Source organism: Streptomyces sp. ATexAB-D23, assembly GCF_000373645.1.
GTDB lineage: Bacteria > Actinomycetota > Actinomycetes > Streptomycetales > Streptomycetaceae > Streptomyces > Streptomyces castrisilvae.
On record NZ_KB892024.1, the window covers coordinates 114,247 to 137,147 of the forward strand.

A 22,901-nucleotide genomic window follows, 5' to 3' on the forward strand; every position below is an offset into this window, starting at 1 on the left:
GCCGGGTCCCGCGCCACCGTCGTCGCAGCCGGACCGCGGCACGCGACAACGGGAAGGACCACTCCCATGACCGCCATCACCTCAGTCACCGGCCGCCGCGTCCTCGACAGCAGGGGCAACCCCACCGTCGAGGTGGACGTGGAACTGTCGGACGGCTCGCTCGGCCGCGCCGCGGTCCCCTCCGGCGCCTCCACCGGCGCCCGCGAGGCCGTCGAACTCCGCGACGGCGACCCTGCCCGCTGGCACGGCAAGGGCGTCGACCAGGCCGTTCACCACGTCAACACGGAGCTGACCGAGGCCGCCATCGGCCGGGAAGCGGAGGATCAGGCCGGGCTCGACGCCGCCCTCGTCGCGGCGGACGGCACCGCCACCAAGGCCCGGCTCGGCGCCAACGCGATCCTGGGCGTCTCCCTGGCGGCCGCCAAGGCAGCGGCGGCCGCGCACCGCCTGCCGCTGTACCGGTACCTGGGCGGGTCGGACGCCCGGCTGCTGCCCGTACCGATGATGAACATCGTCAACGGGGGCGCGCACGCGGACAATCCGCTGGACTTCCAGGAGTTCATGATCGCCCCGATCGGCGCCGCGACGTTCGCCGAGGCCGTCCGGATGGGCTCGGAGATCTTCCACACCCTGCGCCGCGACCTGCTCGCCGCCGGCCACTCCACGGGCGTCGGCGACGAGGGCGGCTTCGCGCCGGCCCTGCGTACCGCCGAGGAGGCGCTCGACTTCGTCGTGGCCGCCGTCGAACGCACGGGATACCGGCCGGGCACGGACATCGGCCTGGTCATGGACCCCGCGACGTCGGAGTTCTTCCACGACGGCGTCTACGACTACGCGGGCGAGGGCGTACGCCGCACGCCGGCCGAGCACGCGGACTACCTGGTCGAGCTGATCGACGCCTACCCGATCGTGTCGATCGAGGACGCGATGGCCGAGGACGACCTGAACGGCTGGCGCGAGCTGACCGCCCGCGTCGGAGACCGCTGCCAGCTCACCGGGGACGACGTGTTCTGCACGAACGACACGCTCCTGCGCGAGGGCATCGCCACCGGGGTGGCCAACTCCGTGCTCGTGAAGGTCAACCAGATCGGCACCCTGACGGAGGCGATGACCACGGTCGCCACGGCCCACCGCGCGGGCTACACGGTGGTCATGTCCCACCGCTCCGGCGAGACGGAGGACACCACGATCGCGGACCTGGCGGTGGCCACGGGCTGCGGCCAGATCAAGACGGGCTCACTGTCCCGCTCGGACCGCACCGCCAAGTACAACCAGCTGATCCGCATCGAGGAGGAGCTGGGCACCGGCGCCCGGTACGCGGGGGCGGAGGCACTGCGCCGCCGGTAGCCCTGGCCCGGTCCGCCGAGCGACCGCAACGCCTCGCGGGTGGACACCCGTGAGGCGTTGCCCCCGCCATAATTACCTGACTAAGGTCAGAGAATGGCAGCGGACCAGATCAAGCAAGTGCGACGCTTCAACCGGACGGTCGCGGAGCGCGTAGGCGTACTACAGGATCACTACCTGGACGGCACGCGTCCCTACGGGCAGGCGCGGCTGCTCTGGCAGATCGGGGACGGCGAGACGCATGACGTCCGGAGCGTACGGGCCCGGCTCGGGCTCGACTCCGGATACGCGAGCCGCCTCCTGCGCGCCCTTGAGCGCGACGGCCTCGTCACCGTGGAGACCCACGCCGAGGACCGGCGCGTACGTACGGTGCGGCTGACCGAGGCCGGGTGGCGGGAGCGGGCCCAGCTCGACGCCCGTAGCGACGCGCTCGCCGCGTCCCTGCTCGACCCGCTCGACGCCAAGCAGCGGGACCGGCTCCTCGCGGCGATGGAGGAGGTCGAACGGCTGCTGACCGCCTCCACGGTCTCCCTGGACGTCCTCGACCCGGACCACCCGGACGCGGTCCACTGCCTGCGCGGCTTCGCCGACGAACTGGGCGCCCTCTTCGGCTTCGACCCCGCGAACAGCCTGCTCCCCGACCCGGGCGAACTCCGCACGCCGCGTGGCCTCTTCCTCGTGGCCCGCCTGCACGGCGAACCGGTCGGCGCCGCCGGGCTCAAGCTGCCGGCCGACGCCCCGGCGGAGATCAAGCGCCTGTGGGTCTCACCCCGCGCCCGGGGTCTCGGCCTGGCCAAGCGCATCCTGACCACCCTCGAAGAGCACGCCGTCAGCCACGGCCGGGACCTGGTCCGGCTCGACACCAACAAGGCCCTGGCAGCCGCCATCCACCTCTACCGCACCAACGGCTACACCGAGATCCCGGCCTTCAACGACGAGCCGTACGCCCACCACTGGTTCGAGAAACGGCTGCCCGACGGGGTGTGAGGGGCACGCGCCCCTGCCGGCGGGCGGGCGTACGCCCGCCGGTACGGCACACCACCGCACCGCCCCTCACACAACGTCGAACTCGTTGCCCTCGGGGTCCTGCATGGCGGCGGCGTAGAGCCCCATGGCCGGCTCGTCCTTGATCCGCAGCACGGTGGCACCCGCCGCCACCAGCCGTTCCACCGCACCGTCGACCCGCTGCGTGCGGACGTCCAGCGCGACGTCACGGCCTCCGCCGACCTTCAGATCGAAGTGCCACCGGTTCTTGGCGGCCTTCCGCTCCGGAACCTGCTGGAACCACACCCTCGGCCCACGCCCCGCCGGATCGATGATCGACTCCGGTACGTCCCCGGCCCCGGCCGGCAACTCCTCGTCGGGCACCCCCATCGCTGCCCAGTAGGCCCGCCACGTGGCGTACCCGTCCGGCGCGGGCTCGGGCACATAACCCAGGGCCTCGGCCCAGAAGGCCACCATCCGCTGCGGGTCGGCGCAGTCGATCGTCAGCTGCACGGTCATCTCCATACCCGGAGCATCCCAGGCAGGTCTGACACAAGGCGCCCTCCCCGACCGGGCCTTGACGAAACGCGGACGGCGCCGTCACGTGGGTACCTCGGGACTCGGCGCCAGGGAGAATGAAGCGATGACGGGTGAATCGAGCGCCATCGTTCTGAGCGAGCAGGACCTACGCGAGGTCACCGCGTTCGCCGCGATGTGCGCCGAAGCGGCGCTGGGGACGTTCGAGGCGGATCAGCCGGACGATTCACGGCCTCGCGACGCCGTCGAAGCCGCGTGGGCGTTCGCCCGGGGCGGCGAACGAGGAAAGGCCCTGCGCGATACGGCGTCGGCGGCCCTCAAGGCGGCGAAGGCTACGAACACCACGGCTGCCCGTGAGGCGGCGTGGGCGGCGATGTCGGCGGCAGCCGCCGCGTATCTGCACCCTTTGGCCAAGGCCACCCAGGTCAAGCACATCCTCGGAGCCGGTGCGCATGCGGCCCGAGCGGCCGAACTCGTCGCCCACGACGACCGGAGCGTGGGTGCCCGACACCTGGAGCACGTGATGCGCCGCGCGACGCCGACCGCCGTCGACGTGCTCAAACGCTTCCCGGCGGCGCCGCCCGGCGGTGGGCGCGTCGGCGAACTGATCCGCGCGATGGACACGGACCTGCGTGCGCTGACCTTCACGCGGGAGGCGGTGACCGCCCCTACGGCTGGAGCAGGATCACCTGGAACGCGTCCCATGCGGTGGGGGCGAGGACGATGACGGGGCCGTCCACCTGCTTGGAATCGCGGACGGCTACGGCCCCGGGGACGTTACGGGCTATCTCGACGCACTCCCCACCGCCGCTGCTGTGGCTGGACTTCTGGAAGCAAAAGCTCTTCACTCACTCAGCCTTGAACAGTGCGACCGGCGAGAACGCTTTGAAACGCGTCCCACGCGGCGGGGGCAAGGACGATGACGGGGCCGGCTGCCTGCTTCGAGTCGCGGATGGCGACCGAGCCAGGGACGTTGCGGGCCACCTCGACGCACTCGCGTTCTGGGGTGCTGTAGCTGGACTTGGTGAACTGGAACACTGTCATTCCTTCACTTCCTTGGCGATGCTTTGCATGAACAGGGCTGAGTCGTGGGGCGACAAGCTCACCTTGACCAGGTGATCGAACACCGTAGCGAACTCAGCGCTCTCCTCCGCGTTCTCAACCCAGATCGTCGACCGAGGGGCGTCCATGTGCACGACGTCCATCGCCTCATTCTCTCCAAAGGACAGGACGGTGAAAGGGCCACCGATGCCTGCATTCGCACCCACCCAGAAGGGCAGGACCTGGATGTGGACATTGGGCCGCTCGGCCAAGTGGCACAGATGCGCCAACTGACGCGCCATGACTCCGGGGCCGCCGACCAACTGGCGCAGTGCGGCCTCCCAGATCACCGCGTGGATACGCAGAGGTGTGTCGTCGTAGAGCCGCTGTTGGCGCTTGGCGCGCCCCGTAACTACGTCTTCGATCCAGTCGAGATCCTCGCCTGACTGGCTGGCGATGCCCAATGCCCGCGTGTACTCAGGAGTCTGGAACAGCCCGGGGACGAGGGCGACTTGCCACTGTCTGATCCTAACCGCAGCATCCTCCATGGCGATGTACTCCACCTGCGTGGCAAGCGTCGGGGTGTCGTTCCACCAGCCTTTCACCCTGCGCCGTTCACGGTCCGTTTTGGCAAGCGCCAGCAGGCCCGCCAGGGCCTTGTCGTCCGCCACGCCGTAGAAGTCACACAGAGCTCGAATATCCGGGTCACGCATGGGAACCCATCCGCTCTCCATCTTCACGACCTTGGTCTGAGTGGCACTCAGGACCCCGGCCGCTTCACGCTGCGTCTTGTTCGCTGCTACCCGCAGGCGCTGAAGCTCACCGCCCAGGCGGCGGCCGAGAACGGTCGAAACCCGGTTGCCATTCGCTCTCCTGCCAGATTCCTGCATACCGACCTCCCAGTGAACCCCACCAGTGTTGCAGCTAGTTGGCCCCCACTCATGCACACGTAACCCGTACGGGGAATATATGTCCTGGACTCTTGAGTCCCTGGCATCAGACCCGCTACGTTCGGCATCGCCCCGGTAACTCAACGGCACCGCCCGGCGGAAGCGCACCGCCCTGCCCAACCGCACCCGCAACCGCGCGCAGGCCCGGCACTGCCACCGCCGTCCACCGCATACCGCGTACCGACCCCAGAAAGGCGCGCGACCATGACCGCAGCCCCCGAAGAGGCGCCCGTTCCCGAGACCCCGCTCCAGGAGGACCGGCTCGACTACACGCCCACCGCCCGCAGCGTCTCCCTCGCCCGGCGGCGCGCCGCGCGGCTCGTCACCGCGTGGGGGCACCCGCAGCGCGCCGGAGACGTCGCCCTCCTGGTCAGCGAGTTGGCCACCAACGCACTACTGCACGGCAGCCTGCGCGGACGGCTGTTCCGGGTGCGTCTCGCGCTCACCGCCGACACGCTCCGTATCGAGGTCGCCGACCCCCGGGGCGAGCGACTGCCCGGGATCCGCTCGGCCGACAGCGACGAGTGCTACGGGCGCGGGCTGCTCATCGTGGACGCGATCGCCGAGCGCTGGGGGGTTGAGCCGCGCACCGTCGGGAAGACCGTGTACGCCGAACTCGCCCTTCGTCACCCGGACATGCTGATGGTGCGCTCCGCACCGCACGCGGGGTGAGATCCGCGTCAGTCCTTTTCGGCGTCCGCGCGGTCCAGCGCCTCGGCGATCATGCGGACGGCGAACCCCCGGTCGTCGGCGATGCGGTTGATCTGCTCAGCCAGCAGGAAGGCGGTGACCTCCAGCGGGGTCATCTCCGCCAGGGTCCAGTCGCCGTACTGCATCCGCCACAGGTTGGGGCTCAGACCGGTGCCGGCGGCGATGACCAGGCCGGCCATGGTGGGGATGACCTCGGGCGGAACGCTCCTCGTCATCTGACGCATCGAGGCCACGAGGCCGGGGATCACATACTCGATGACGTCCTTGTCATGCTCATCGTGGGCCTTGCGCAGCCAGGTCATGAACATGTAGATGAGCGTGCACGTGCCGTCCAGCACCTCATCGATTCCACCGGGGCCCAGGGAGGCGAGGAACTGCTCGACCAGTTCCTTGTGTTCGGAGTTCTGCTCCGTACTGCCCTCGTAGATGCTCTTGAGCCGCGAGTCGATCATCATGAGCGCCGCGTCCACGTCGCCGACGGGCGCGTTCCGGGGGTCGCAATTCGAAGACACGGCGGTTCCCCTCGGTCGACTGCGGTGAGTAATTCAACGCGTCCGTACGGTAGTCAGTCTAGAGGGCGAGGGTGTGCGCCCGCGCAGAAAACGCATGACCCGCTTCACTCCGTACCGCACGCGACCGCACGCGCCCCCGCCCCCCGGACATGCCGGTGGGCCCGCGCAAGCACAGCGCGGGCCCACCTCACACACGTACCGCCAAGGCGCCTACGCCCAGGTGATCAGCCGCTTCGGCTGTTCCAGGATCGCGGCGATGTCCGCCAGGAACCTGGAGCCCAGCTCGCCGTCGATCAGACGGTGGTCGAACGACAGGGCCAGCGTCGTCACCTGACGCGGCTTCACCTTGCCCTTGTGGACCCAGGGCTGGAGCTTGATCGCGCCGACCGCGAGGATCGCGGACTCGCCCGGGTTGAGGATCGGCGTACCGGTGTCGACGCCGAAGACGCCCACGTTGGTGATGGTCACCGTGCCGCCCGCCATCGCGGCCGGAGACGTCTTGCCGTCCCGGGCCGTGGCGACCAGCTCACCCAGGGACGCGGCCAGCTGCGGGAGCGTCCGGTCGTGGGCGTCCTTGATGTTCGGGACGATCAGGCCGCGCGGAGTCGCGGCGGCGATGCCCAGGTTGACGTAGTGCTTCTGGACGATCTCCTGGTTCGCCTCGTCCCAGACCGCGTTGACCCCGGGGTTCCGCTTGATCGCGACCAGGAGGGCCTTGGCGATGATGAGGAGCGGGTTGACCCGCACCCCCGCCATGTCCTTGTCCTCCTTCAGCTCCGCCACCAGCTTCATCGTGCGCGTCACATCGACGGTCACGAACTCGGTGACGTGCGGAGCGGTGAACGCGCTGCCGACCATCGCCTGGGCGATGGCCTTGCGCACGCCCTTGACCGGGATACGGGTCTCGCGGGCGCCGGCCGGAACAGGAGCCTCCACGGGCGCCGAGGGCTCGACGGACGGCTCCGGAACCGAAGGCGCCACAGGCGCCACCGGCGCCACCGGCTTCGCCGCCGCGTGCACGTCGTCGCGGGTGATGACACCGCCCTCGCCGGTCGGGGTGACCGTCGCCAGGTCGATGCCCAGGTCCTTCGCGAGCTTGCGGACCGGCGGCTTGGCCAGCGGGCGGGCCTCCGGGACCGGGGTGGCGGGGCCCCGGCCGTTCAGCTCGCCCTGGACCGCGGCGGGCGCGGCGGCCGGGGGTGCGGCCTCGGTGCCCTTGCGGGCCCGCCGCTTCGTGGAGGACTCGGCCACGCCGTAACCCACCAGGACCGGCTGGCGGCCCTTCGGCGCCTCCTCGGCCTCGGGTTCCGGAGCCGGCTCGGGCGTCGCGGCGGGGGCCTCGGGCGCGGAGCCCGGGGCCACGTCCACCGCGATGATCACCTGGCCCACATCGACCGTGGTGCCCTCGGGGAAGCGCAGCTCGTGGACGACCCCGTCGAACGGGATCGGCAGCTCCACGGCGGCCTTCGCCGTCTCGACCTCGCAGACGACCTGGCCGTCGGTGACGGTGTCGCCGGGCTGGACGAACCACTTGAGGATCTCGGCCTCGGTCAGTCCCTCGCCCACGTCGGGCATCTTGAACTCACGGAAGCGAGCAGCGTTGGAAGTGTCGGTCATCGTAGTCACGCCCCTGTCCTCAGTACGCCAGCGAGCGGTCGACGGCGTCGAGCACGCGGTCGAGGCCCGGCAGGTACTCGTCCTCCAGCCGCGCCGGCGGGTACGGGACGTGGTAGCCGCCGACCCTCAGCACGGGCGCCTCCAGGTGGTAGAAGCACCGCTCCGTGATGCGGGCGGCGATCTCGGCACCGGAGCCGTAGAAGACCGGCGCCTCGTGGACCACGACCAGGCGGCGGGTCTTCTCGACGGAGGTCTGGATGGTGTCGAAGTCGATGGGGGACATCGAGCGCAGGTCCACGACCTCGATCGACTTGCCCTCCTCCTGGGCGGCCGCTGCGGCCTCCAGGCAGACCTTCACCATCGGGCCGTACGCGGCGAGCGTGAGGTCCGTGCCGGTGCGGGCGACGGACGCGGCGTGCAGCCGGCCGGGGATGGAGTCGGTGTCGACCTCGCCCTTGTCCCAGTAGCGGCGCTTCGGCTCGAAGAAGATGACCGGGTCGTCGCTCTGGACGGCCTGCTGCATCATCCAGTACGCGTCCGAGGCGTTGGACGGGGAGACCACCTTGAGACCCGCGACGTGCGCGAACAGCGCCTCGGGCGACTCGCTGTGGTGCTCGACGGCGCCGATGCCGCCGCCGTAGGGGATGCGCACGACGACCGGCAGCTTGATCTTGCCGAGCGCGCGGGCGTGCATCTTCGCGAGCTGCGTGACGATCTGGTCGTAGGCGGGGAAGACGAAGCCGTCGAACTGGATCTCCACGACGGGCCGGTAGCCGCGCAGGGCCAGGCCGATCGCCGTGCCGACGATGCCGGACTCGGCGAGCGGGGTGTCGATGACCCGGTCCTCGCCGAAGTCCTTCTGGAGGCCGTCGGTGATCCGGAAGACCCCGCCCAGCTTGCCGACGTCCTCGCCCATGATGAGGACCTTGGGGTCGGTGTCGAGGGCCTTGCGCAGCGACTCGTTGAGCGCCTTCGCGATGGACATCTTTTCCACGGCCATGGCTACTTGCCCTCCTCGGCGAACGATGCCTGGTAGGCGGCGAACTCGGCGCGCTCCTCGTCCACGAGGGGGCTGCCGTCGGCGTAGGCGTGGTCGAACAGCGCCATCCGGTCCGGGTCGGGCATGGCCCGTACCGCCTCGCGGACCCGCTTGCCGAGGGTCTCGCTCTCCTCTTCGAGGGCGGTGAAGAACGCCTCGTCGGCCGCGCCCTCCTTCTCCAGGTACGTGCGCAGGCGCAGGATCGGGTCCTTCGCCTCCCAGGACGCGCGCTCCTCGTCGGCCCGGTACTTCGTCGGGTCGTCGGAGGTGGTGTGCGCGCCCATGCGGTACGTGAACGCCTCGACCAGGGTCGGGCCCTCGCCGCGCCGGGCCCGCTCCAGGGCGGAGCGGGTGACGGCCAGGCAGGCCAGGACGTCGTTGCCGTCGACCCGGACGCCGGGGAAGCCGAAGCCCTGGGCACGCTGGTAGAGCGGGACGCGGGTCTGCTTCTCGGTGGGCTCGGAGATCGCCCACTGGTTGTTCTGGCAGAAGAAGACGACCGGGGCGTTGTACACCGCCGAGAAGGTGAACGCCTCCGCGACATCGCCCTGGCTGGAGGCGCCGTCACCGAAGTACGCGATCACGGCCGAGTCCGCGCCGTCCTTGGCCACGCCCATGGCGTAACCCGTGGCGTGCAGGGTCTGCGAGCCGATGACGATCGTGTACAGGTGGAAGTTGTTGGTGTTCGGGTCCCAGCCGCCGTGGTTCACACCGCGGAACATCCCGAGCAGGTTGGTCGGGTCGACGCCCCGGCACCAGGCCACACCGTGCTCACGGTAGGTCGGGAAGACGTAGTCGTCGTCGTGCAGGGCCCGGCCGGAGCCGATCTGGGCGGCCTCCTGGCCCAGCAGGGAGGCCCACAGGCCCAGCTCGCCCTGGCGCTGGAGGGCGGTGGCCTCGGCGTCGAAGCGGCGGGTCAGGACCATGTCCCGGTACAGACCGCGCAGCTCTTCCGCGGTCAGGTCGATCGAGTAGTCCGGGTGCTCGACGCGCTCGCCCTCGGGCGTCAGCAGCTGTACGAGCTCGGGTGCGGAATCCTTCGCGGGCGTTTTCGCGGCGCTGGTCCGCTTGCTGCTGCGTCGCGGTTTACGCGCGGCAGTGCTCTCCACGGTCACGTGCGTGCTCCTCCGTCGGTCCGGCCCCCGGGGTCTGCCGGGAGACCAGTGCGGCTCGCCTGTGTCCGTACCCGTGCACGGGGTGGGTGCCGCTCGGTCCGGGAACAGGCGTGACAGGTGCCCCGGCGAGCGCCCTGTCCAAGGCACGTTACCCAGTGGGTCCCGTAACTGCGAAACCCTCCCTGACCTGCGTTTTTGCTTGGATATCCAAGTAAATCGAGGAATTCGGGAAGGCTCGCTGGTCACAGCACTGATCACAGCCTCGCAGGCCGCCGGAACAACGGCACGTTATCCCGCCCGACACCGGCAGGGAAGGGGGGAGTGTGTGAGACTGCGATTGTGAGCGTAGAAGGAAAAATCACCGTTTTTCTGCTCGATGACCACGAAGTGGTCCGCCGCGGAGTCCACGAACTGCTCTCGATGGAGGACGACATCGAGGTGGTCGGCGAGGCCGGTACGGCGGCCGACGCGCTGGTGCGGATTCCGGCGGTCCGCCCGGATGTGGCCGTGCTGGACGTACGGCTGCCGGACGGCAGCGGGGTGGAGGTCTGCCGCGAGATCCGCTCCCAGGACGACTCGATCAACTGCCTGATGCTGACCTCGTACGCCGATGACGAGGCACTGTTCGACGCGATCATGGCGGGCGCCGCCGGATACGTCCTCAAGGCGATCCGCGGCAACGAGCTGCTGACGGCCGTACGGGACGTGGCGGCCGGGAAGTCGCTGCTGGACCCCGTGGCCACCGCCCGCGTCCTGGAGCGGCTGCGGGACGGCAAGAAGGGGCAGGGCGACGAGAAGCTCGCGAGCCTCACGGACCAGGAACGCAAGATCCTCGACCTGATCGGCGAGGGGCTGACCAACCGGGTCATCGGCGAGCGGCTGCACCTCGCCGAGAAGACGATCAAGAACTACGTCTCCAGCCTGCTGTCCAAGCTGGGCATGGAGCGCCGCTCGCAGGCCGCCGCGTACGTCGCCCGGCTCCAGGCCGAGAAGCGCTGAGGCGGGACGGAAGGACTTTGGTCCCTGCCACCCCGGGGCCCCGGCCTCTTATTCCGACCACACAGGTGGCCGACAGTGGAGGGCATGTCCCTTGAGGAACTCCACGCGATCGACCTGCTCGGCCGGGTCCCCTACGGCCGGCTGGCGACCAGCATGCGGGCCCTCCCGTTCCTGACGGTGGCCCGGCACATCGTCATCGACGGCCGCGTCGTGCTGCGCATGCACAGCGGTCTCGGCTACCACGACGCCTGCGACGGCACGGTCGTGGCCTACGGTGCGGACAACTTCAACGCGGCCACCACCGCCGGCAGCGACGACCTGTGGTCCGTGCAGTTCACCGGGCCCGCACGGATCGTCGAGCCCACCCGCGCCCAGCGCGAGCGCTTCGGCCCCCTCCCCGTCGAGGTCAACGGCGAGCCGTTCGTACCGTCGTATCTCCGGCTCGAACCGCACTTCGTCACCGTGCACACTCTGGGCTTCGACGCAAGTCAGCAGATGCGCAACGCAGCGTGATCTAACATCTGACGCGTGTCGCGCTCATCTGTCGCCCTGCCGCCTGTTCCCCCGGTCGGTGAGGTGCTCCGCCGTTACCCGCACGCCGGTGAGCCGCTCACCTGTACCCCGCTCTCCCAAGGGCTGCTCAACCACGGTTACCGGGTGTCCACCACCCGGGGCTCCTACTTCCTCAAGCACCACCTGGACGACGCCACCCGGGACCGGGCCACCATCGTCCGCCAGCACCGTGCCACCCGGCGCCTCCAGTCACTCGGCGTGCCCGTCGCCCCGCCCATCGAGGCCGGCGACGGCGAGACCGTCACCGAGATCGCCGGCCGCTGCTACGCCCTGCACCCCTGGGTCGACGGCCTGCACCGCGGCGGCGCACAGCTCACCCTCGCCCAGTCGATGCGTCTCGGGACGCTCCTCGGAGCCGTACACACGGGTCTTGAGCAGGTCATGGGGGCCGAACGGGACACTGACGCCGCCGCGGGTGGTGCCGGCGGGAGTCCGGCCGGGTACGCGAGTCCCGAGGCCGCCGACACCTTCGCGCTGATCGGCGATCTGCTGGCCGCCGCCCGCGGGAGCGGCACCCGGGACTCCTTCGACGAGCTGGCCGAGCACCGGCTGCGGGAGCGGCGCGTCCTGCTGGAACGGCACGCGGACCGCCGCCCGCCCGATCCCGGCATCCCGGCGACCGGCTGGGTACACGGCGACTTCCATCCGCTGAACGTGCTCTACCGGGGCGCCGACCCGGTGGCGATCCTCGACTGGGACCGGCTGGCCGTCCAGCCGCGCGCGGAGGAGGCGGTCCGGGCGGCGGCGATCTTCTTCGTCCAGCCGGCCGGCGCGCTGGACCTGGCGAAGGTACGGGTCTACGCGCGGGCCTACCGGCGGGCGGCCGGGGCCGACGCGGCGGAACTGGCCGCGGCCGTGCACCGGGTGTGGTGGGAGCGGCTCAACGACTTCTGGATACTCCGCTGGCGCTACTGCCTCAACGACCGGAGGGCCGACCCGCAGTTTCCCGCGGTGTCGGCCCTGGCGGTCTGGTGGACCCGGGAGTACGAGGCGGTGCGCGCGGCCTTCACGGAGTGAGGGGCCGCGCGGCGCGCTCAGCCGGTGGCCGAGCCGGCGCCTCCGGTCGGCGTCCCGGCGGTGGCGCCTTCGGCGGCGCCGCCCGCGGCACCGTCGGCGCCCTCGGACGCGCCCTCGCTCGTACCCGTACCGCCGTCGCTGGAACCGGTGTCGCCGCCGTCGGTCCCTGTACTGCCGTTGCCGGAACCGTTGCTGCTGTTGCCGTTGCTGGTCCCGTTGCTGCCGTTGCTGGAACCGTTACTGCTGTTGCCGCTCGTCGCCGAACCGCCGTTGGTGGTGCCCGTGCCGCCGTCCTCCGTGCCGCCCGTGTCCGGCTCGGTCGAGGGGGTCTCAGGCGCCTCGGACGTCTGGCTCGGCGTGTACGAGGGCTGCCGCGTGTTGTCCCAGGTGTTGCCGGTGCTGGTGCCGGGCAGCTCGGTGTCCTCGGTCTGTTCGGGCGTCGGCGTGGGTGACTCCTCCGTCGGGCTCGGCGAACTGGAGGTCTCGGTCGGCTGCTTCTCGTGGTTGTCGCCGCCGCTGTTCGCCGCGTTCAGCGCGATGGCCACGCCCGCGCCGATCGCGATCAGGGCGAGCACGACGAACAGCAGCACCTTGCCGCGCCCGCCGCCGCCCTGCCGGGTGCTGCCGCCGTCGTAGCCGCCGTCGTCCGGGTTCATCGGCGGCAGGATCGGGGCCTGCGAGGTGTCGCCGTGCTGCGGGTAGCCCATGGCGCGGGTCGCGCCGGTCATACCCCGGGGCGGGGTGCCGGAGCCGTCGTTCAGGACGACGGCGCCGGTGTTCCACGTACCGGTGTGGCCCCCCTGCACCTGGAGCATCTGCAAGCCGTACTGGACGAGCCCGCGCATCTCCTCGGCGCTCTGGAACCGGTCGTCCGGGTCCTTCGCCAGCGAACGCATGACGAGCCCGTCGAGCTCGGGCGGCACCACGTCGGAGATCCGCGACGGCGGGACCGGGGTGTCCTGGACGTGCTGGTACACCACGGAGAGCGGGGTCTCACCCGTGAAAGGGGGCCGCAGCGCGAGCAGTTCGTACAGCAGGCAGCCGGTGGCGTACAGGTCGGAGCGGTGGTCGACGGCCTTGCCGAGGGCCTGCTCGGGGGAGAGGTACTGCGGCGTGCCCATGACCATGCCGGTCTGCGTCATCGTGGACTGCGCGCCGTGCAGCGCGCGGGCGATGCCGAAGTCCATCACCTTGACCGCGCCGGAGTGCGTGATGATCACATTGGCCGGCTTGATGTCGCGGTGCACGATGCCGTGCTGGTGCGAGTAGGCGAGCGCCTCCAGCACCCCGGACACGATGATCAGCGCCTGCTCCGGGGGCGGGGCTTCGGCGTTGAGCAGCAGGTCCCGGATCGTGCGGCCCTCGACCAGCTCCATCACGATGTACGGGACGGTCTGCCCGTTGACCGTGTCCTCACCGGAGTCGTACACCGCCACGACCGCATGGTGGTTGAGCCCGGCGACCGACTGCGCCTCGCGCGTGAACCGCGCCTTGGAGACCGGGTCCTCGGCGAGGTCGGAGCGCAGCAGTTTCACCGCGACCGTACGTCCGAGCCGGACGTCCTCCGCCGCGAACACCTCGGCCATGCCGCCCCGGCCGAGCCGGTGGGTCAGCCGGTAGCGCCCGTCGCCGACGACCCCTCCGATGCCCCAGGATTCGGTGCCATCCGGAACTCCGCCGCCGTTTGCTTCGGGTTCGGGTGCCATCAGTCCTCGCCGTCGTATCTGTCCGCGTCCGTCCGCGCGTCCGCGGGGTCTCACGGTGTCTTGCTGCGTTCCCGGCTGCGCTGCCGGCCGCATTGCCCCGTCACGCTACAGCCTCCGTCGGACCCGCCGATTCCGAGCCGGACCGGCCATCCAATCGGCTGGCGCGCCGCCCGCGCAAATTCCATGCGGTTCCTGTAACGCTTCCGAGACGCTTCTTGTGCGTAGGGTCACGGAACGGGCACCTGGCTTGACGTGTCGTACCCCTCGGGCAGACTTGGCCAGTAATACGGATCATCGCGTGAGTCGCGCGCCGAGTTTCGCGTGAGTCGCGCGCCGAGGGGGAAGCAAGTCATGAGCCACGACGGCGCACACGGTTCGCAGGGCCGCTACGCGGGCGGTTCGGTTGCCGGCGGCCGCTACCAGCTGCGTGACCTGCTCGGCGAAGGCGGGATGGCGTCCGTATACCTGGCGTACGACTCCGCGCTCGACCGCCAGGTCGCGATCAAGACCCTCCACACCGAGCTGGGCCGCGAGCAGTCCTTCCGGGAGCGCTTCCGCCGCGAGGCCCAGGCCGTCGCCAAGCTCCAGCACACCAACATCGTCTCGGTGTTCGACACCGGCGAGGACGAGCTCGGCGGCGCGCTGATGCCGTACATCGTGATGGAGTACGTCGAGGGACAGCCGCTCGGCTCCGTCCTGGCGGCGGACATCCGTGCCCAGGGCGCGATGCCGGCCGACAAGGCGCTCAAGGTCACGGCCGATGTGCTGGCCGCGCTGGACACCAGCCACGAAATGGGCCTGGTCCACCGCGACATCAAGCCGGGCAACGTGATGGTGACCAAGCGCGGCGTCGTGAAGGTCATGGACTTCGGTATCGCCCGCGCCATGCAGTCGGGCGTCACCTCGATGACGCAGACCGGCATGGTCGTCGGCACCCCGCAGTACCTCTCCCCCGAACAGGCCCTCGGCCGCGGGGTCGACGCGCGCTCCGACCTCTATTCGGTCGGCATCATGCTCTTCCAGCTGCTGACCGGCCGCCTCCCCTTCGACGCGGACTCCCCGCTCGCCATCGCGTACGCGCATGTGCAGGAGGAGCCCGTCCCCCCGTCCACGGTCAACCGCGCGCTGACGCCGGCGATGGACGCCCTCGTCGCCCGCGCGCTCAAGAAGAACCCGAACGAGCGCTTCCCGAGCGCGTCGGCGATGCAGGACGAGATCGCGCGCGTGCTGAGCGCGGGTGTGCAGGCCAGCGCTCCGGTGATCGTCGGGGACGGCAGCGTCCCGGCGAACAGCGGCTCGGGCGTCGGCTCGGCGGTCTTCCCGCCGGTCGACCAGTCCGCACCCGCCCCGCAGAGCGTCCAGACGCCGTACCAGCCGGGCCCCTACCAGTCCCAGCAGCAGCCAGGCCCGTACGGGCCCACGACGCCGGCCCCCGCCCCGGGACCGTCGTACGGCTACCCGCAGACGCCGGCGCCCGCCTACCAGACCGGCGCCCCCATGGTGCCGATGCAGCACCAGACGCCCCCGCCGTACACGATCTCCCCGCAGACGACGACCACCCCTGCGGGCGGCGGCTCCAAGCGGAACATGCCGGTGATCATCGGTTCGATCGTCGTCGCGCTGGTCGCCATCGGCGGCCTGATCACGATCATCGCGGTCAACGGCGACGACAACAAGGGCGGAACCGAGGCTTCGGCGAGCGAGTCCCCGGCCGGCGAGCACCGCGATCCGGAACGCAACCGGACGATGAAGACCGAGAAGTGCACGGACGCCATAGAGGACTCGGACGACCCGAACAAGGTCAGCGCCCCGAGCTTCCTCTACAAGGACATCCTCTCGGCACGTGCCTGCGCGGACGCGGCGGGCTGGACGATCAAGCAGATCAAGGTCCCGGGGAACGCGTACGCGGAGGACCAGGTCATCGACCAGTTCCCGACGCCCGGGACGGCGGTGCCGGAGACCGGCGCCCACTTCGAACTGCGCATCGCCACGGGGGACCCCGCGTAGCGCCTGTCCGGCGCATCTGCGCGCGGCAGTCCGCGACGTCATCCGTACGTATCACCTGAGGTGCCGGTCGTACGGTCACATGTGACGGTGGCCGCATGGCTTCGGGACGACTCTCCGCGCGCTCCTCGCGGGGCGTGGCCTGCCTGGCGTTGACGGCGGCCGCGGCCCTGGGAGGCGTGACGCCGGCCTTCCCCTCTCCCTCCCCCTCGCCGTCACCCACCGCTGGAACGGCGCCCCCCGAGAGCATGCAGTCGCCGCCGCTCGCCGGGTGGTCCGCCGGGTCCGGGCGGCAGCGGCCCGGACGGTCGCCCGCCGAACTGGCCCGGCAGGACGCGCTGGACGAGCGGGCCGAGCGCGAGGAGCAGTCGGCGACGACGGAGCCCGCCTCCGTGCCCGCCTTCACGCCCGACCCGCGCGACTTCCCCGAGGACGCCCCGGCGGGGCGGCAGGCTCTCGACGAGGCGACCGTCCACCGGGTGCAGCAGGTGTCGCTCGGCGCGGGAATCGCCCTGGTGGGACTGGGTATCGGCTTCCTCGCCCTCCGTATGCGCCGGGCCCGCTGAGACCCGGGCCGAATCCCCGTGCACGGCCCGGGGGAAACTTGCGCCCGTCAACATACTCGGTATACATACTCAGTATGTCGATCCGCCACGGGCTTCTCGCCCTCCTGGAGCGAGGGCCGCGCTACGGCTCCCAGCTCCGCACCGAATTCGAATCGCGCACCGGCTCCACCTGGCCGCTCAACGTCGGGCAGGTGTACACGACACTGAGCAGACTGGAGCGCGACGGCCTGGTCGTCCAGGACGCGGAGGACGACCAGGGCCACGCCCTCTACTCGATCAGCGACGCCGGGCGCACCGAGCTGCGCTCCTGGTTCGAGACGCCGGTCGACCGCAGCAGCCCGCCCCGGGACGAGCTGGCCATCAAGCTCGCCATGGCGGTCGGCGCGCCCGGCGTCGACATCAGGGCCGTCATCCAGGCCCAGCGCCACCACACCGTCAAGGCCATGCAGGACTACACCCGCCTCAAGGCGCAGTCCCTGGCCCAGGCCCCCGCCAACCGGGACGAGGTCGCCTGGCTGCTCGTCGTGGAACAGCTGATATTCCAGGCCGAGGCCGAGGCCCGGTGGCTGGACCACTGCGAGGCCCGGCTGATCCGCCTCGCCGAGGCCGCCAGGGAGCCGGAGCAGCGTACGGCCCCGGCCACCGCTTCCCGTCCCGCCGGGCGGACCCGCGCGCGCCACTGACCCCGCGCGCCCGGGTCCGCCCGCACGGCGGCCGGGGCCCGTCACACCACACCGAGGCTCCACGCGGTGCCGCACGCGTCCGGCACCGGCCACAGATCCGTTCCAAGGGGGGAACCACCCGCATGTCCCTGCACGTTCCGTCGCCGTCCGCACCACCTTTGACGGTGGACACACCGGTCCTCGAACTCCGCTCCCTCACCCGCACGCACGGCACCGGCATCGCCGAGGTGCACGCGCTGCGCGGCATCAGCCTCTCGGTGCACGCCGGTGAACTCGTCGCCGTGATGGGCCCGTCCGGCTCGGGCAAGTCCACCCTGCTGACCCTCGCCGGCGGGCTCGACACCGCGAGCGGCGGCCAGGTGATCATCGAGGGCCAGGACATCTCCACGCTCGGCCGCAAGGGCATCGCCGCCCTGCGCCGCCGCAGCGTCGGCTACGTCTTCCAGGACTACAACCTGATCCCCGCCCTGACCGCCGCCGAGAACATCGCCCTGCCGCGCGAACTCGACGGGGTCTCCGTGCGCAAGGCCCGCAAGGAGGCACGGGCCGCCCTGGAGGAGATGAACCTCCTGGAGATCGCGGACCGCTTCCCCGACGAGATGTCCGGCGGCCAGCAGCAGCGCGTCGCCATCGCCCGCGCGCTGGTGGGGGACCGGCGCCTGGTGCTCGCCGACGAGCCGACCGGGGCCCTGGACTCCGAGACCGGCGAAGCCGTCCTCGCCCTGCTGCGCAACCGCTGCGACCAGGGCGCGGCCGGGGTGATGGTCACGCACGAACCGCGCTACGCGGCCTGGGCCGACCGGGTCGTCTTCCTCCGGGACGGTTCGATCGTCGACCAGACACTGACCGCCGGGGCCGACTCGCTGCTGGCCGCCGGAGGAGCCGAGTGAGCGTCTTCACGGGGTGGCGTGCCGCCCTCCGGATGGCCCGCCGCGACGCCCTGCGGGCCAAGGGCCGCAGCGCCCTGGTGGTCGCGATGATCGCGCTGCCGGTCCTCGGGGTGACGGCCGCAGACATCACGTACCGCAGTTCGGATCTGAGCGCGGCGGAGCAGCTGACGGCCCGGATCGGCTCGGCCGACGCGCTGTTCAGCGACGCGGGCATGGGGCCGATCCAGCAGATGCCCGACGGCGACATGTACAGCAACGAGGCCAGCGCCGACAGCGAGATGATCGGCGAGGAAGTGCCGCCGATCGACATGCGGGCGGTGTTCCCCAAGGGGGCGCGGGCGATCAGCGAGCAGTCCGTGCCCGCGAGCGTCAGGACCGCGTACGGGCTGGCCGGCACCGAGATCGTGGAGCTCAAGACCTCGGACCGGATGGCCCGGGGAAGGATCGAGCTCGTCGAGGGCGCGTTCCCGCGCGGCACGGGCGAGATGGTGGCCACGAAGCCCTTCCTGAAGTCGGCGGGCCTGCACGTCGGCTCCGACATCACGGTGACGGTCTCCGGCAAGAAGTACACGATCACCGGTGCGATCGAACTGCCCGCCGATCTGAAGGCGAAGCAGCTGTACGCCGACCCGGGTGCGGTGATCGCCCCCTGGAAGGCCATGTCCGACCGCGACAAGAAGGTGCCGGCACCCCATCCGGGCCCGTCGCAGTGGCTCGTCGAAGGTGCGGGGGAGGCCGGAATCGTCTGGAACGACGTGATGGCGGCCAACAAGGCCGGCGCTGTCGTCGTCTCCCGGCAGGTCTTCGAGAACCCCCCGGCGGCCTCCGAGATCCCGCTCCTGCGGACGAACCCTCAGTACGGCTCCGGCAACCCCGACTCCGCCGAGACCAGCGCCGCCCTCATCACCGTCGTCGCGATGGCGATCCTTGAGATCGTGCTCCTGGCCGGACCGGCGTTCGCTGTCGGGGCGCGCCGCTCCCGGCGCCAGCTGGGCCTGCTCGGCACGTGCGGCGGCGACCGCGGCCAGGTCCGTGCCGTCGTCCTCGGTGGCGGTCTCGTCCTCGGCGGCGTCGGAGCGGTCGTCGGTGTCGCGGCCGGGCTGCTGCTGACGGTGGTGATCCGGCCGACGATCGAGAACTGGGCCGGGCACCGCTTCGGCTCCCTGTCGATGCGGCCCACCGAACTGCTGATCATCGCCCTGCTGGGCCTGGTCACCGGCCTGCTGGCGGCGCTCGCCCCGGCGATCGTGGCCGGCCGGCAGTCCGTGCTGGAATCGCTCACCGGCCGGCGCGGGGTGCGCCGCGGCTCCCGCGTGCTGCCGATCACGGGCGCCTGCGTGCTCGCACTCGGCGTCGCAGTCGCCGTGTACGGAGGCACCAGCGGAAGTTCCACGCTGGTCTCCGGCGGCTCGGTCGTCGCGGAACTGGGCCTGCTGGCCTGCATTCCGGTGATCGTCGGGCTGCTGGGCCGGCTCGGCCGCAGGCTCCCGCTCTCGCCCCGGATGGCGCTGCGCGACGCGGCCCGCAACCGCGGCCGCACCGCTCCGGCGGTCGCCGCCGTGATGGCGGCCGTCGCGGGCTCGGTGGCCATCGCCACCTACATGTCCAGCAGCGTGGCCGAGTCCGACTACGACTACATCCCCATGCTGACCGAGGGCACGGTCGTCCTCTCGGCGTGGGACGAGGAGTCCGCCGAGCGGCTGCCCGTCGCCCGTGCCGCCGTCGAGCAGAACATGGCGGTGACCGGCGGCCGTGCCGACATCTCCCGCGTCTGGGCGGGCAGCGACTGCAACGTCTACTACGACGACGACGGGGGCGGCTGCGGCACCATCGAGCTGGTCAAGCCCTCCGGCAAGGGCCACACCTGCCCGCTCAACACCAAGGGCGCCAAGGAACTCGCCGCCCGGCTGTCCGCCGAGGAGCACCGCACGATGATGCGGTCCCCCGCCTGCATGGACGAGTACATCTCCACGGGGTCCTTCAGCGCGGACTCCAACAACATCGTCGTGGGCGACGCGTCCCTGCTCGCCACGTACGTGAAGCTCGACGACCCGGCCGCCGCCGCTGCCCTGAAGGCCGGCACGCCCGTCCTGCTCAACGAGGCGTACGCGGAGAACGGCGAGGTCACCCTCAAGTCCGTCCACACGTACCACGACAAGGACAAGGAGAACCGCAAACTGCACCCCGGCCCGGCCCGCAAGTCCACGGACCGGCTGAAGGTGTACGTGGCAAAGGCCGAGTACGCCGCCACGCCCGGCATCCGCATGATCCTCCCGCAGCGGACCGCGGAGCGCCTCGGTCTGCACACCCAGCCGACGGGCACGGTGTACGCCGTCAGCCACACGCCCACGGACGCCGAGGACCAGCGCGTCTCGGCCGCCATCGACCAGGCCGGCGGCGGGGTCTGGGTGCAGTCCGACCAGGAGTCCCGAGACCGGGACAGCATCATCCTGCTGATCCTCACCCTGTTCGCCGGAGTGGTGACGGTGGGCGCGGCCGCGATCACCACGGGTCTCGCCAAGGCCGACGCCGAGGCCGACCTGACCACGCTCAGCGCGGTGGGCGCGCCCCCGCGGGTGCGACGGGCCCTCTCCGGCTTCCAGTGCCTGGTGGTGGCGCTCACCGGGGTGCTGCTGGGGACGGCCGCGGGTCTGGTGCCCGCGGTGGCGCTGCGCCTGGTCGACCTGCGCCAGGCGATGGAGCAGATGCGGCTCCAGCCCATGGAGTCCGCGTACACGCCGATCGTGCTGCCCTGGGCGACCATCGGTCTGCTGGCCGTGGCGGTCCCGCTGATCGCGGGGGTACTCGCGGCGGCGTTCACCCGCTCGCGGCTGACCCTGGCGCGGCGGGCCGGCTGACCCACTGGGCTGTTCCGGTGCCCCCGGGAAGGGTGGATCTTCCGTTCCCGGGGGCACCACAGTGGTGAACGCCGTGTGTGCGCGACAATGGGCGACATGGAGATGCCGAGGAATGAACGGTCGCAGGAGCACCCCCAGGTCCTCGTGGTGGGCCAGGACGGAATGGCGATCGGCGGCGGTGGCACTGACGACGAGTCGCGGGAGGTCCCGGTGACGGAGATGGTCGAACAGCCCGCGAAGGTCATGCGCATCGGCAGCATGATCAAGCAGCTCCTGGAGGAGGTCAGGGCGGCTCCTCTCGACGAGGCGAGCCGGGTCCGCCTCAAGGAGATCCACGCCGGTTCGGTCAAGGAGCTTGAGGACGGCCTCGCGCCGGAGCTGGTGGAGGAACTGGAGCGGCTTTCGCTTCCGTTCACCGAGGACTCGGTCCCCTCCGAGGCGGAGCTGCGGATCGCCCAGGCCCAGCTGGTGGGGTGGCTGGAGGGCCTGTTCCACGGCATCCAGACCGCCCTGTTCGCCCAGCAGATGGCGGCCCGCGCCCAGCTGGAGCAGATGCGCCGTGCCCTGCCGCCGGGCAGCGGGCACGAGGAGGAGGACGGCGGCGCCGACCCCCACGGCCCGCTCCGCTCGGGGCCGTACCTGTAAACGCGCACTGTCCGATCGACCATGCGAGAGGCCCGGCACACACCGTGTGCCGGGCCTCTCGCCTTCGGATCAGGCGGCGGTGGGCGGCTTGAGCAGGACCTTGCCGATGTGCGCGCTGGACTCCATGACCCGGTGCCCTTCCGCCGCGTCCCGCATCGGCACCGTACGGTCGATCACCGGCTTCACGACACCCTCGGCGATGAGCGGCCAGACGTGCTCGCGCACCGCCGCGACGATCGCCGCCTTCTCGGCGAGCGGGCGCCCGCGCAGCGAGGTCGCGGTGACGGCCGCCCGCTTGGTCAGCAGCGCACCGAGGTTCAGTTCGCCCTTGGCGCCGCCCTGGAGCCCGATGATCGCCAGCCGGCCGTTGACGGCGAGCGCCTGCACGTTCCGGTCGAGGTACTTCGCGCCGATGATGTCGAGGATGACGTCCGCGCCGGCCCCGTCCGTGGCCTTGCGGATCTCCTCGACGAAGTCCTGTTCGCGGTAGTCGATCAGGATGTCCGCGCCCAGCTCCGCGCAGCGTGCCAGCTTCTCGGGTCCGCCGGCCGTCACCGCGACCCGTGCGCCGACCGCCTTGGCGAGCTGGATCGCCATCGTGCCGATGCCGCTGGAGCCGCCGTGCACCAACAGGGTCTCGGCAGGCCGCAGATGGGCCACCATGAACACGTTGGACCAGACCGTCGCCGTCACCTCGGGCAGCGCCGCAGCCGATGCGAGGTCCAGCCCTTCGGGTACGGGGAGCAACTGCCCCGCCGGGACGGCGACCTTCTCCGCGTAACCGCCGCCCGCCAGGAGCGCGCACACCTCGTCGCCGACGGCCCAGCCGGTGACGCCCGGCCCGAGGGCCGACACCCGGCCGGCGCACTCCAGGCCCGGGTAGGGGGACGCGCCGGGCGGCGGGTTGTAGAAGCCCTGCCGCTGGAGCACGTCGGCCCGGTTGACCGCGCTGGACACGACATCGACGAGGACCTCGCCGTCGCCGGGAACGGGATCGGGCACCTCGGCCCACACGAGCGCCTCGGGGCCACCGGGTTCGGGGATCGTGATCGCATGCATGGCCGCGAGGCTACTCCGTGACACCCCGCCCACGCCGACACACGGGGCGCG

23 protein-coding genes are annotated in these 22,901 nt (G+C 71.1%); 13 read left to right on the forward strand and 10 right to left on the reverse strand.

Translation table 11 applies throughout. From position 1 onward, the window contains the following. The first annotated feature begins 66 nt into the window (after positions 1-66). Both eno and B082_RS0121120 read left to right on the forward strand, forming a co-directional pair. Complete coding sequence (gene eno / locus B082_RS0121115) at positions 67-1,347, forward strand: phosphopyruvate hydratase (protein WP_018553807.1); 1,281 nt, start codon at positions 67-69, stop codon at positions 1,345-1,347. 93 nt (positions 1,348-1,440) lie between these two features. Further along, positions 1,441-2,331 (forward strand): bifunctional helix-turn-helix transcriptional regulator/GNAT family N-acetyltransferase, encoded by an 891-nt coding sequence (locus tag B082_RS0121120; RefSeq protein ID WP_018553808.1) that lies wholly within the window; start codon positions 1,441-1,443, stop codon positions 2,329-2,331. Positions 2,332-2,397: 66 nt separating this feature from the next. On the opposite strand, the gene B082_RS0121125 is transcribed toward B082_RS0121120, so the two are convergent. Continuing rightward, positions 2,398-2,853 (reverse strand): VOC family protein, encoded by a 456-nt coding sequence (locus B082_RS0121125; RefSeq protein WP_018553809.1) that lies wholly within the window; start codon positions 2,851-2,853, stop codon positions 2,398-2,400. 79 nt (positions 2,854-2,932) lie between these two features. Between B082_RS0121125 and B082_RS36385 the strand changes: the two genes are divergently transcribed. Then, complete coding sequence (locus tag B082_RS36385) at positions 2,933-3,592, forward strand: putative immunity protein (RefSeq protein ID WP_234018199.1); 660 nt, start codon at positions 2,933-2,935, stop codon at positions 3,590-3,592. On the opposite strand, the gene B082_RS38120 is transcribed toward B082_RS36385, so the two are convergent. The 3 genes from B082_RS38120 to B082_RS0121140 are packed head-to-tail and all read right to left on the reverse strand — an operon-like array spanning position 3,534 to position 4,796. Beyond that, positions 3,534-3,713: a DUF397 domain-containing protein gene (locus B082_RS38120; protein WP_078622616.1), complete on the reverse strand. Its 180-nt coding sequence runs from the start codon at positions 3,711-3,713 to the stop codon at positions 3,534-3,536. The genes B082_RS36385 and B082_RS38120 overlap by 59 nt on opposite strands. Positions 3,714-3,717: 4 nt before the next feature. Further along, entirely contained in the window at positions 3,718-3,909 is a 192-nt protein-coding gene (locus tag B082_RS0121135) for a DUF397 domain-containing protein (protein ID WP_018553811.1), read from the reverse strand. Continuing rightward, positions 3,906-4,796 carry a helix-turn-helix domain-containing protein gene (locus B082_RS0121140; protein ID WP_026250018.1) on the reverse strand — a complete coding sequence of 297 codons (891 nt, stop codon included), beginning with the start codon at positions 4,794-4,796 and terminating at the stop codon, positions 3,906-3,908. Before B082_RS0121140 ends, B082_RS0121135 begins: the two co-directional genes overlap by 4 nt. Positions 4,797-5,060: 264 nt before the next feature. Here B082_RS0121140 and B082_RS36390 point away from each other — a divergent pair, with 264 nt between their 5' ends. Further along, the gene (locus tag B082_RS36390) at positions 5,061-5,528 is read left to right on the forward strand and encodes an ATP-binding protein (RefSeq protein WP_018553813.1); all 468 of its coding nucleotides are present in this window, start codon (positions 5,061-5,063) and stop codon (positions 5,526-5,528) included. A gap of 8 nt (positions 5,529-5,536) precedes the next feature. Here the strand turns inward: B082_RS36390 and B082_RS0121150 are convergent, their stop codons facing one another. The 4 genes from B082_RS0121150 to pdhA all read right to left on the reverse strand — a co-directional run bounded on the left by B082_RS0121150 (position 5,537) and on the right by pdhA (position 9,850). Beyond that, on the reverse strand, positions 5,537-6,079 hold the full coding sequence (locus B082_RS0121150) for a hypothetical protein (RefSeq protein ID WP_026250019.1): 543 nt from the start codon (positions 6,077-6,079) through the stop codon (positions 5,537-5,539). Between the two features lie 210 nt (positions 6,080-6,289). Continuing rightward, positions 6,290-7,705 (reverse strand): dihydrolipoamide acetyltransferase family protein, encoded by a 1,416-nt coding sequence (locus tag B082_RS0121155; RefSeq protein ID WP_026250020.1) that lies wholly within the window; start codon positions 7,703-7,705, stop codon positions 6,290-6,292. 10 nt (positions 7,706-7,715) lie between these two features. Beyond that, positions 7,716-8,696 carry an alpha-ketoacid dehydrogenase subunit beta gene (locus tag B082_RS0121160; RefSeq protein WP_018553816.1) on the reverse strand — a complete coding sequence of 327 codons (981 nt, stop codon included), beginning with the start codon at positions 8,694-8,696 and terminating at the stop codon, positions 7,716-7,718. Positions 8,697-8,698: 2 nt separating this feature from the next. Next, the gene (pdhA, locus tag B082_RS0121165) at positions 8,699-9,850 is read right to left on the reverse strand and encodes a pyruvate dehydrogenase (acetyl-transferring) E1 component subunit alpha (protein WP_018553817.1); all 1,152 of its coding nucleotides are present in this window, start codon (positions 9,848-9,850) and stop codon (positions 8,699-8,701) included. 339 nt (positions 9,851-10,189) lie between these two features. Between pdhA and B082_RS0121170 the strand changes: the two genes are divergently transcribed. The 3 genes from B082_RS0121170 to B082_RS0121180 all read left to right on the forward strand — a co-directional run bounded on the left by B082_RS0121170 (position 10,190) and on the right by B082_RS0121180 (position 12,439). After that, complete coding sequence (locus tag B082_RS0121170; RefSeq protein WP_086023936.1) at positions 10,190-10,849, forward strand: response regulator; 660 nt, start codon at positions 10,190-10,192, stop codon at positions 10,847-10,849. 84 nt (positions 10,850-10,933) lie between these two features. Further along, positions 10,934-11,362, forward strand: a complete 429-nt coding sequence (locus tag B082_RS0121175; protein ID WP_018553819.1) for a pyridoxamine 5'-phosphate oxidase family protein — start codon at positions 10,934-10,936, stop codon at positions 11,360-11,362. Positions 11,363-11,425: 63 nt separating this feature from the next. Continuing rightward, on the forward strand, positions 11,426-12,439 hold the full coding sequence (locus B082_RS0121180) for a phosphotransferase (protein ID WP_018553820.1): 1,014 nt from the start codon (positions 11,426-11,428) through the stop codon (positions 12,437-12,439). A 17-nt stretch (positions 12,440-12,456) separates the two neighbouring features. Here B082_RS0121180 and B082_RS0121185 read toward each other — a convergent pair whose 3' ends face one another. Then, positions 12,457-14,145, reverse strand: coding sequence for a protein kinase domain-containing protein (locus tag B082_RS0121185; RefSeq protein WP_018553821.1), 1,689 nt, complete (start codon positions 14,143-14,145; stop codon positions 12,457-12,459). A gap of 351 nt (positions 14,146-14,496) precedes the next feature. Between B082_RS0121185 and B082_RS0121190 the strand changes: the two genes are divergently transcribed. The 6 genes from B082_RS0121190 (at position 14,497) to B082_RS0121215 (ending at position 21,791) form a co-directional block, all read left to right on the forward strand. Then, on the forward strand, positions 14,497-16,152 hold the full coding sequence (locus B082_RS0121190) for a protein kinase domain-containing protein (protein WP_018553822.1): 1,656 nt from the start codon (positions 14,497-14,499) through the stop codon (positions 16,150-16,152). A gap of 95 nt (positions 16,153-16,247) precedes the next feature. Beyond that, on the forward strand, positions 16,248-16,715 hold the full coding sequence (locus B082_RS39960) for a hypothetical protein (protein ID WP_234018200.1): 468 nt from the start codon (positions 16,248-16,250) through the stop codon (positions 16,713-16,715). 74 nt (positions 16,716-16,789) lie between these two features. Continuing rightward, a complete protein-coding gene (locus B082_RS0121200) occupies positions 16,790-17,398 on the forward strand; it encodes a PadR family transcriptional regulator (RefSeq protein ID WP_018553824.1) in 609 nt (202 codons plus the stop codon). 122 nt (positions 17,399-17,520) lie between these two features. Next, positions 17,521-18,288 (forward strand): ABC transporter ATP-binding protein, encoded by a 768-nt coding sequence (locus B082_RS0121205; protein ID WP_026250023.1) that lies wholly within the window; start codon positions 17,521-17,523, stop codon positions 18,286-18,288. Beyond that, a complete protein-coding gene (locus B082_RS0121210; RefSeq protein ID WP_018553826.1) occupies positions 18,285-21,146 on the forward strand; it encodes an FtsX-like permease family protein in 2,862 nt (953 codons plus the stop codon). Before B082_RS0121205 ends, B082_RS0121210 begins: the two co-directional genes overlap by 4 nt. A gap of 96 nt (positions 21,147-21,242) precedes the next feature. Then, positions 21,243-21,791: a bacterial proteasome activator family protein gene (locus B082_RS0121215; RefSeq protein ID WP_026250024.1), complete on the forward strand. Its 549-nt coding sequence runs from the start codon at positions 21,243-21,245 to the stop codon at positions 21,789-21,791. Positions 21,792-21,860: 69 nt separating this feature from the next. Here B082_RS0121215 and B082_RS0121220 read toward each other — a convergent pair whose 3' ends face one another. Further along, positions 21,861-22,850: an NAD(P)H-quinone oxidoreductase gene (locus B082_RS0121220; protein ID WP_018553828.1), complete on the reverse strand. Its 990-nt coding sequence runs from the start codon at positions 22,848-22,850 to the stop codon at positions 21,861-21,863. Positions 22,851-22,901: the final 51 nt, after the last annotated feature.

Bases quoted from the DNA above. Each gene is read 5' to 3' on its own strand.
- B082_RS0121175 (WP_018553819.1), top strand. From the start codon at position 10,934: ATGTCCCTTGAGGAACTCCACGCGATCGACCTGCTCGGCCGGGTCCCC.
- B082_RS0121140 (WP_026250018.1), bottom strand. From the start codon at position 4,796: ATGCAGGAATCTGGCAGGAGAGCGAATGGCAACCGGGTTTCGACCGTT.
- B082_RS0121125 (WP_018553809.1), bottom strand. From the start codon at position 2,853: ATGGAGATGACCGTGCAGCTGACGATCGACTGCGCCGACCCGCAGCGG.
- B082_RS0121185 (WP_018553821.1), bottom strand. From the start codon at position 14,145: ATGGCACCCGAACCCGAAGCAAACGGCGGCGGAGTTCCGGATGGCACC.
- B082_RS0121120 (WP_018553808.1), top strand. From the start codon at position 1,441: ATGGCAGCGGACCAGATCAAGCAAGTGCGACGCTTCAACCGGACGGTC.
- B082_RS0121215 (WP_026250024.1), top strand. From the start codon at position 21,243: ATGGAGATGCCGAGGAATGAACGGTCGCAGGAGCACCCCCAGGTCCTC.
- B082_RS0121220 (WP_018553828.1), bottom strand. From the start codon at position 22,850: ATGCATGCGATCACGATCCCCGAACCCGGTGGCCCCGAGGCGCTCGTG.
- B082_RS0121200 (WP_018553824.1), top strand. From the start codon at position 16,790: ATGTCGATCCGCCACGGGCTTCTCGCCCTCCTGGAGCGAGGGCCGCGC.
- B082_RS39960 (WP_234018200.1), top strand. From the start codon at position 16,248: ATGGCTTCGGGACGACTCTCCGCGCGCTCCTCGCGGGGCGTGGCCTGC.
- B082_RS0121190 (WP_018553822.1), top strand. From the start codon at position 14,497: ATGAGCCACGACGGCGCACACGGTTCGCAGGGCCGCTACGCGGGCGGT.
- B082_RS0121205 (WP_026250023.1), top strand. From the start codon at position 17,521: ATGTCCCTGCACGTTCCGTCGCCGTCCGCACCACCTTTGACGGTGGAC.
- B082_RS0121135 (WP_018553811.1), bottom strand. From the start codon at position 3,909: ATGACAGTGTTCCAGTTCACCAAGTCCAGCTACAGCACCCCAGAACGC.
- B082_RS0121160 (WP_018553816.1), bottom strand. From the start codon at position 8,696: ATGGCCGTGGAAAAGATGTCCATCGCGAAGGCGCTCAACGAGTCGCTG.
- eno (WP_018553807.1), top strand. From the start codon at position 67: ATGACCGCCATCACCTCAGTCACCGGCCGCCGCGTCCTCGACAGCAGG.
- B082_RS36390 (WP_018553813.1), top strand. From the start codon at position 5,061: ATGACCGCAGCCCCCGAAGAGGCGCCCGTTCCCGAGACCCCGCTCCAG.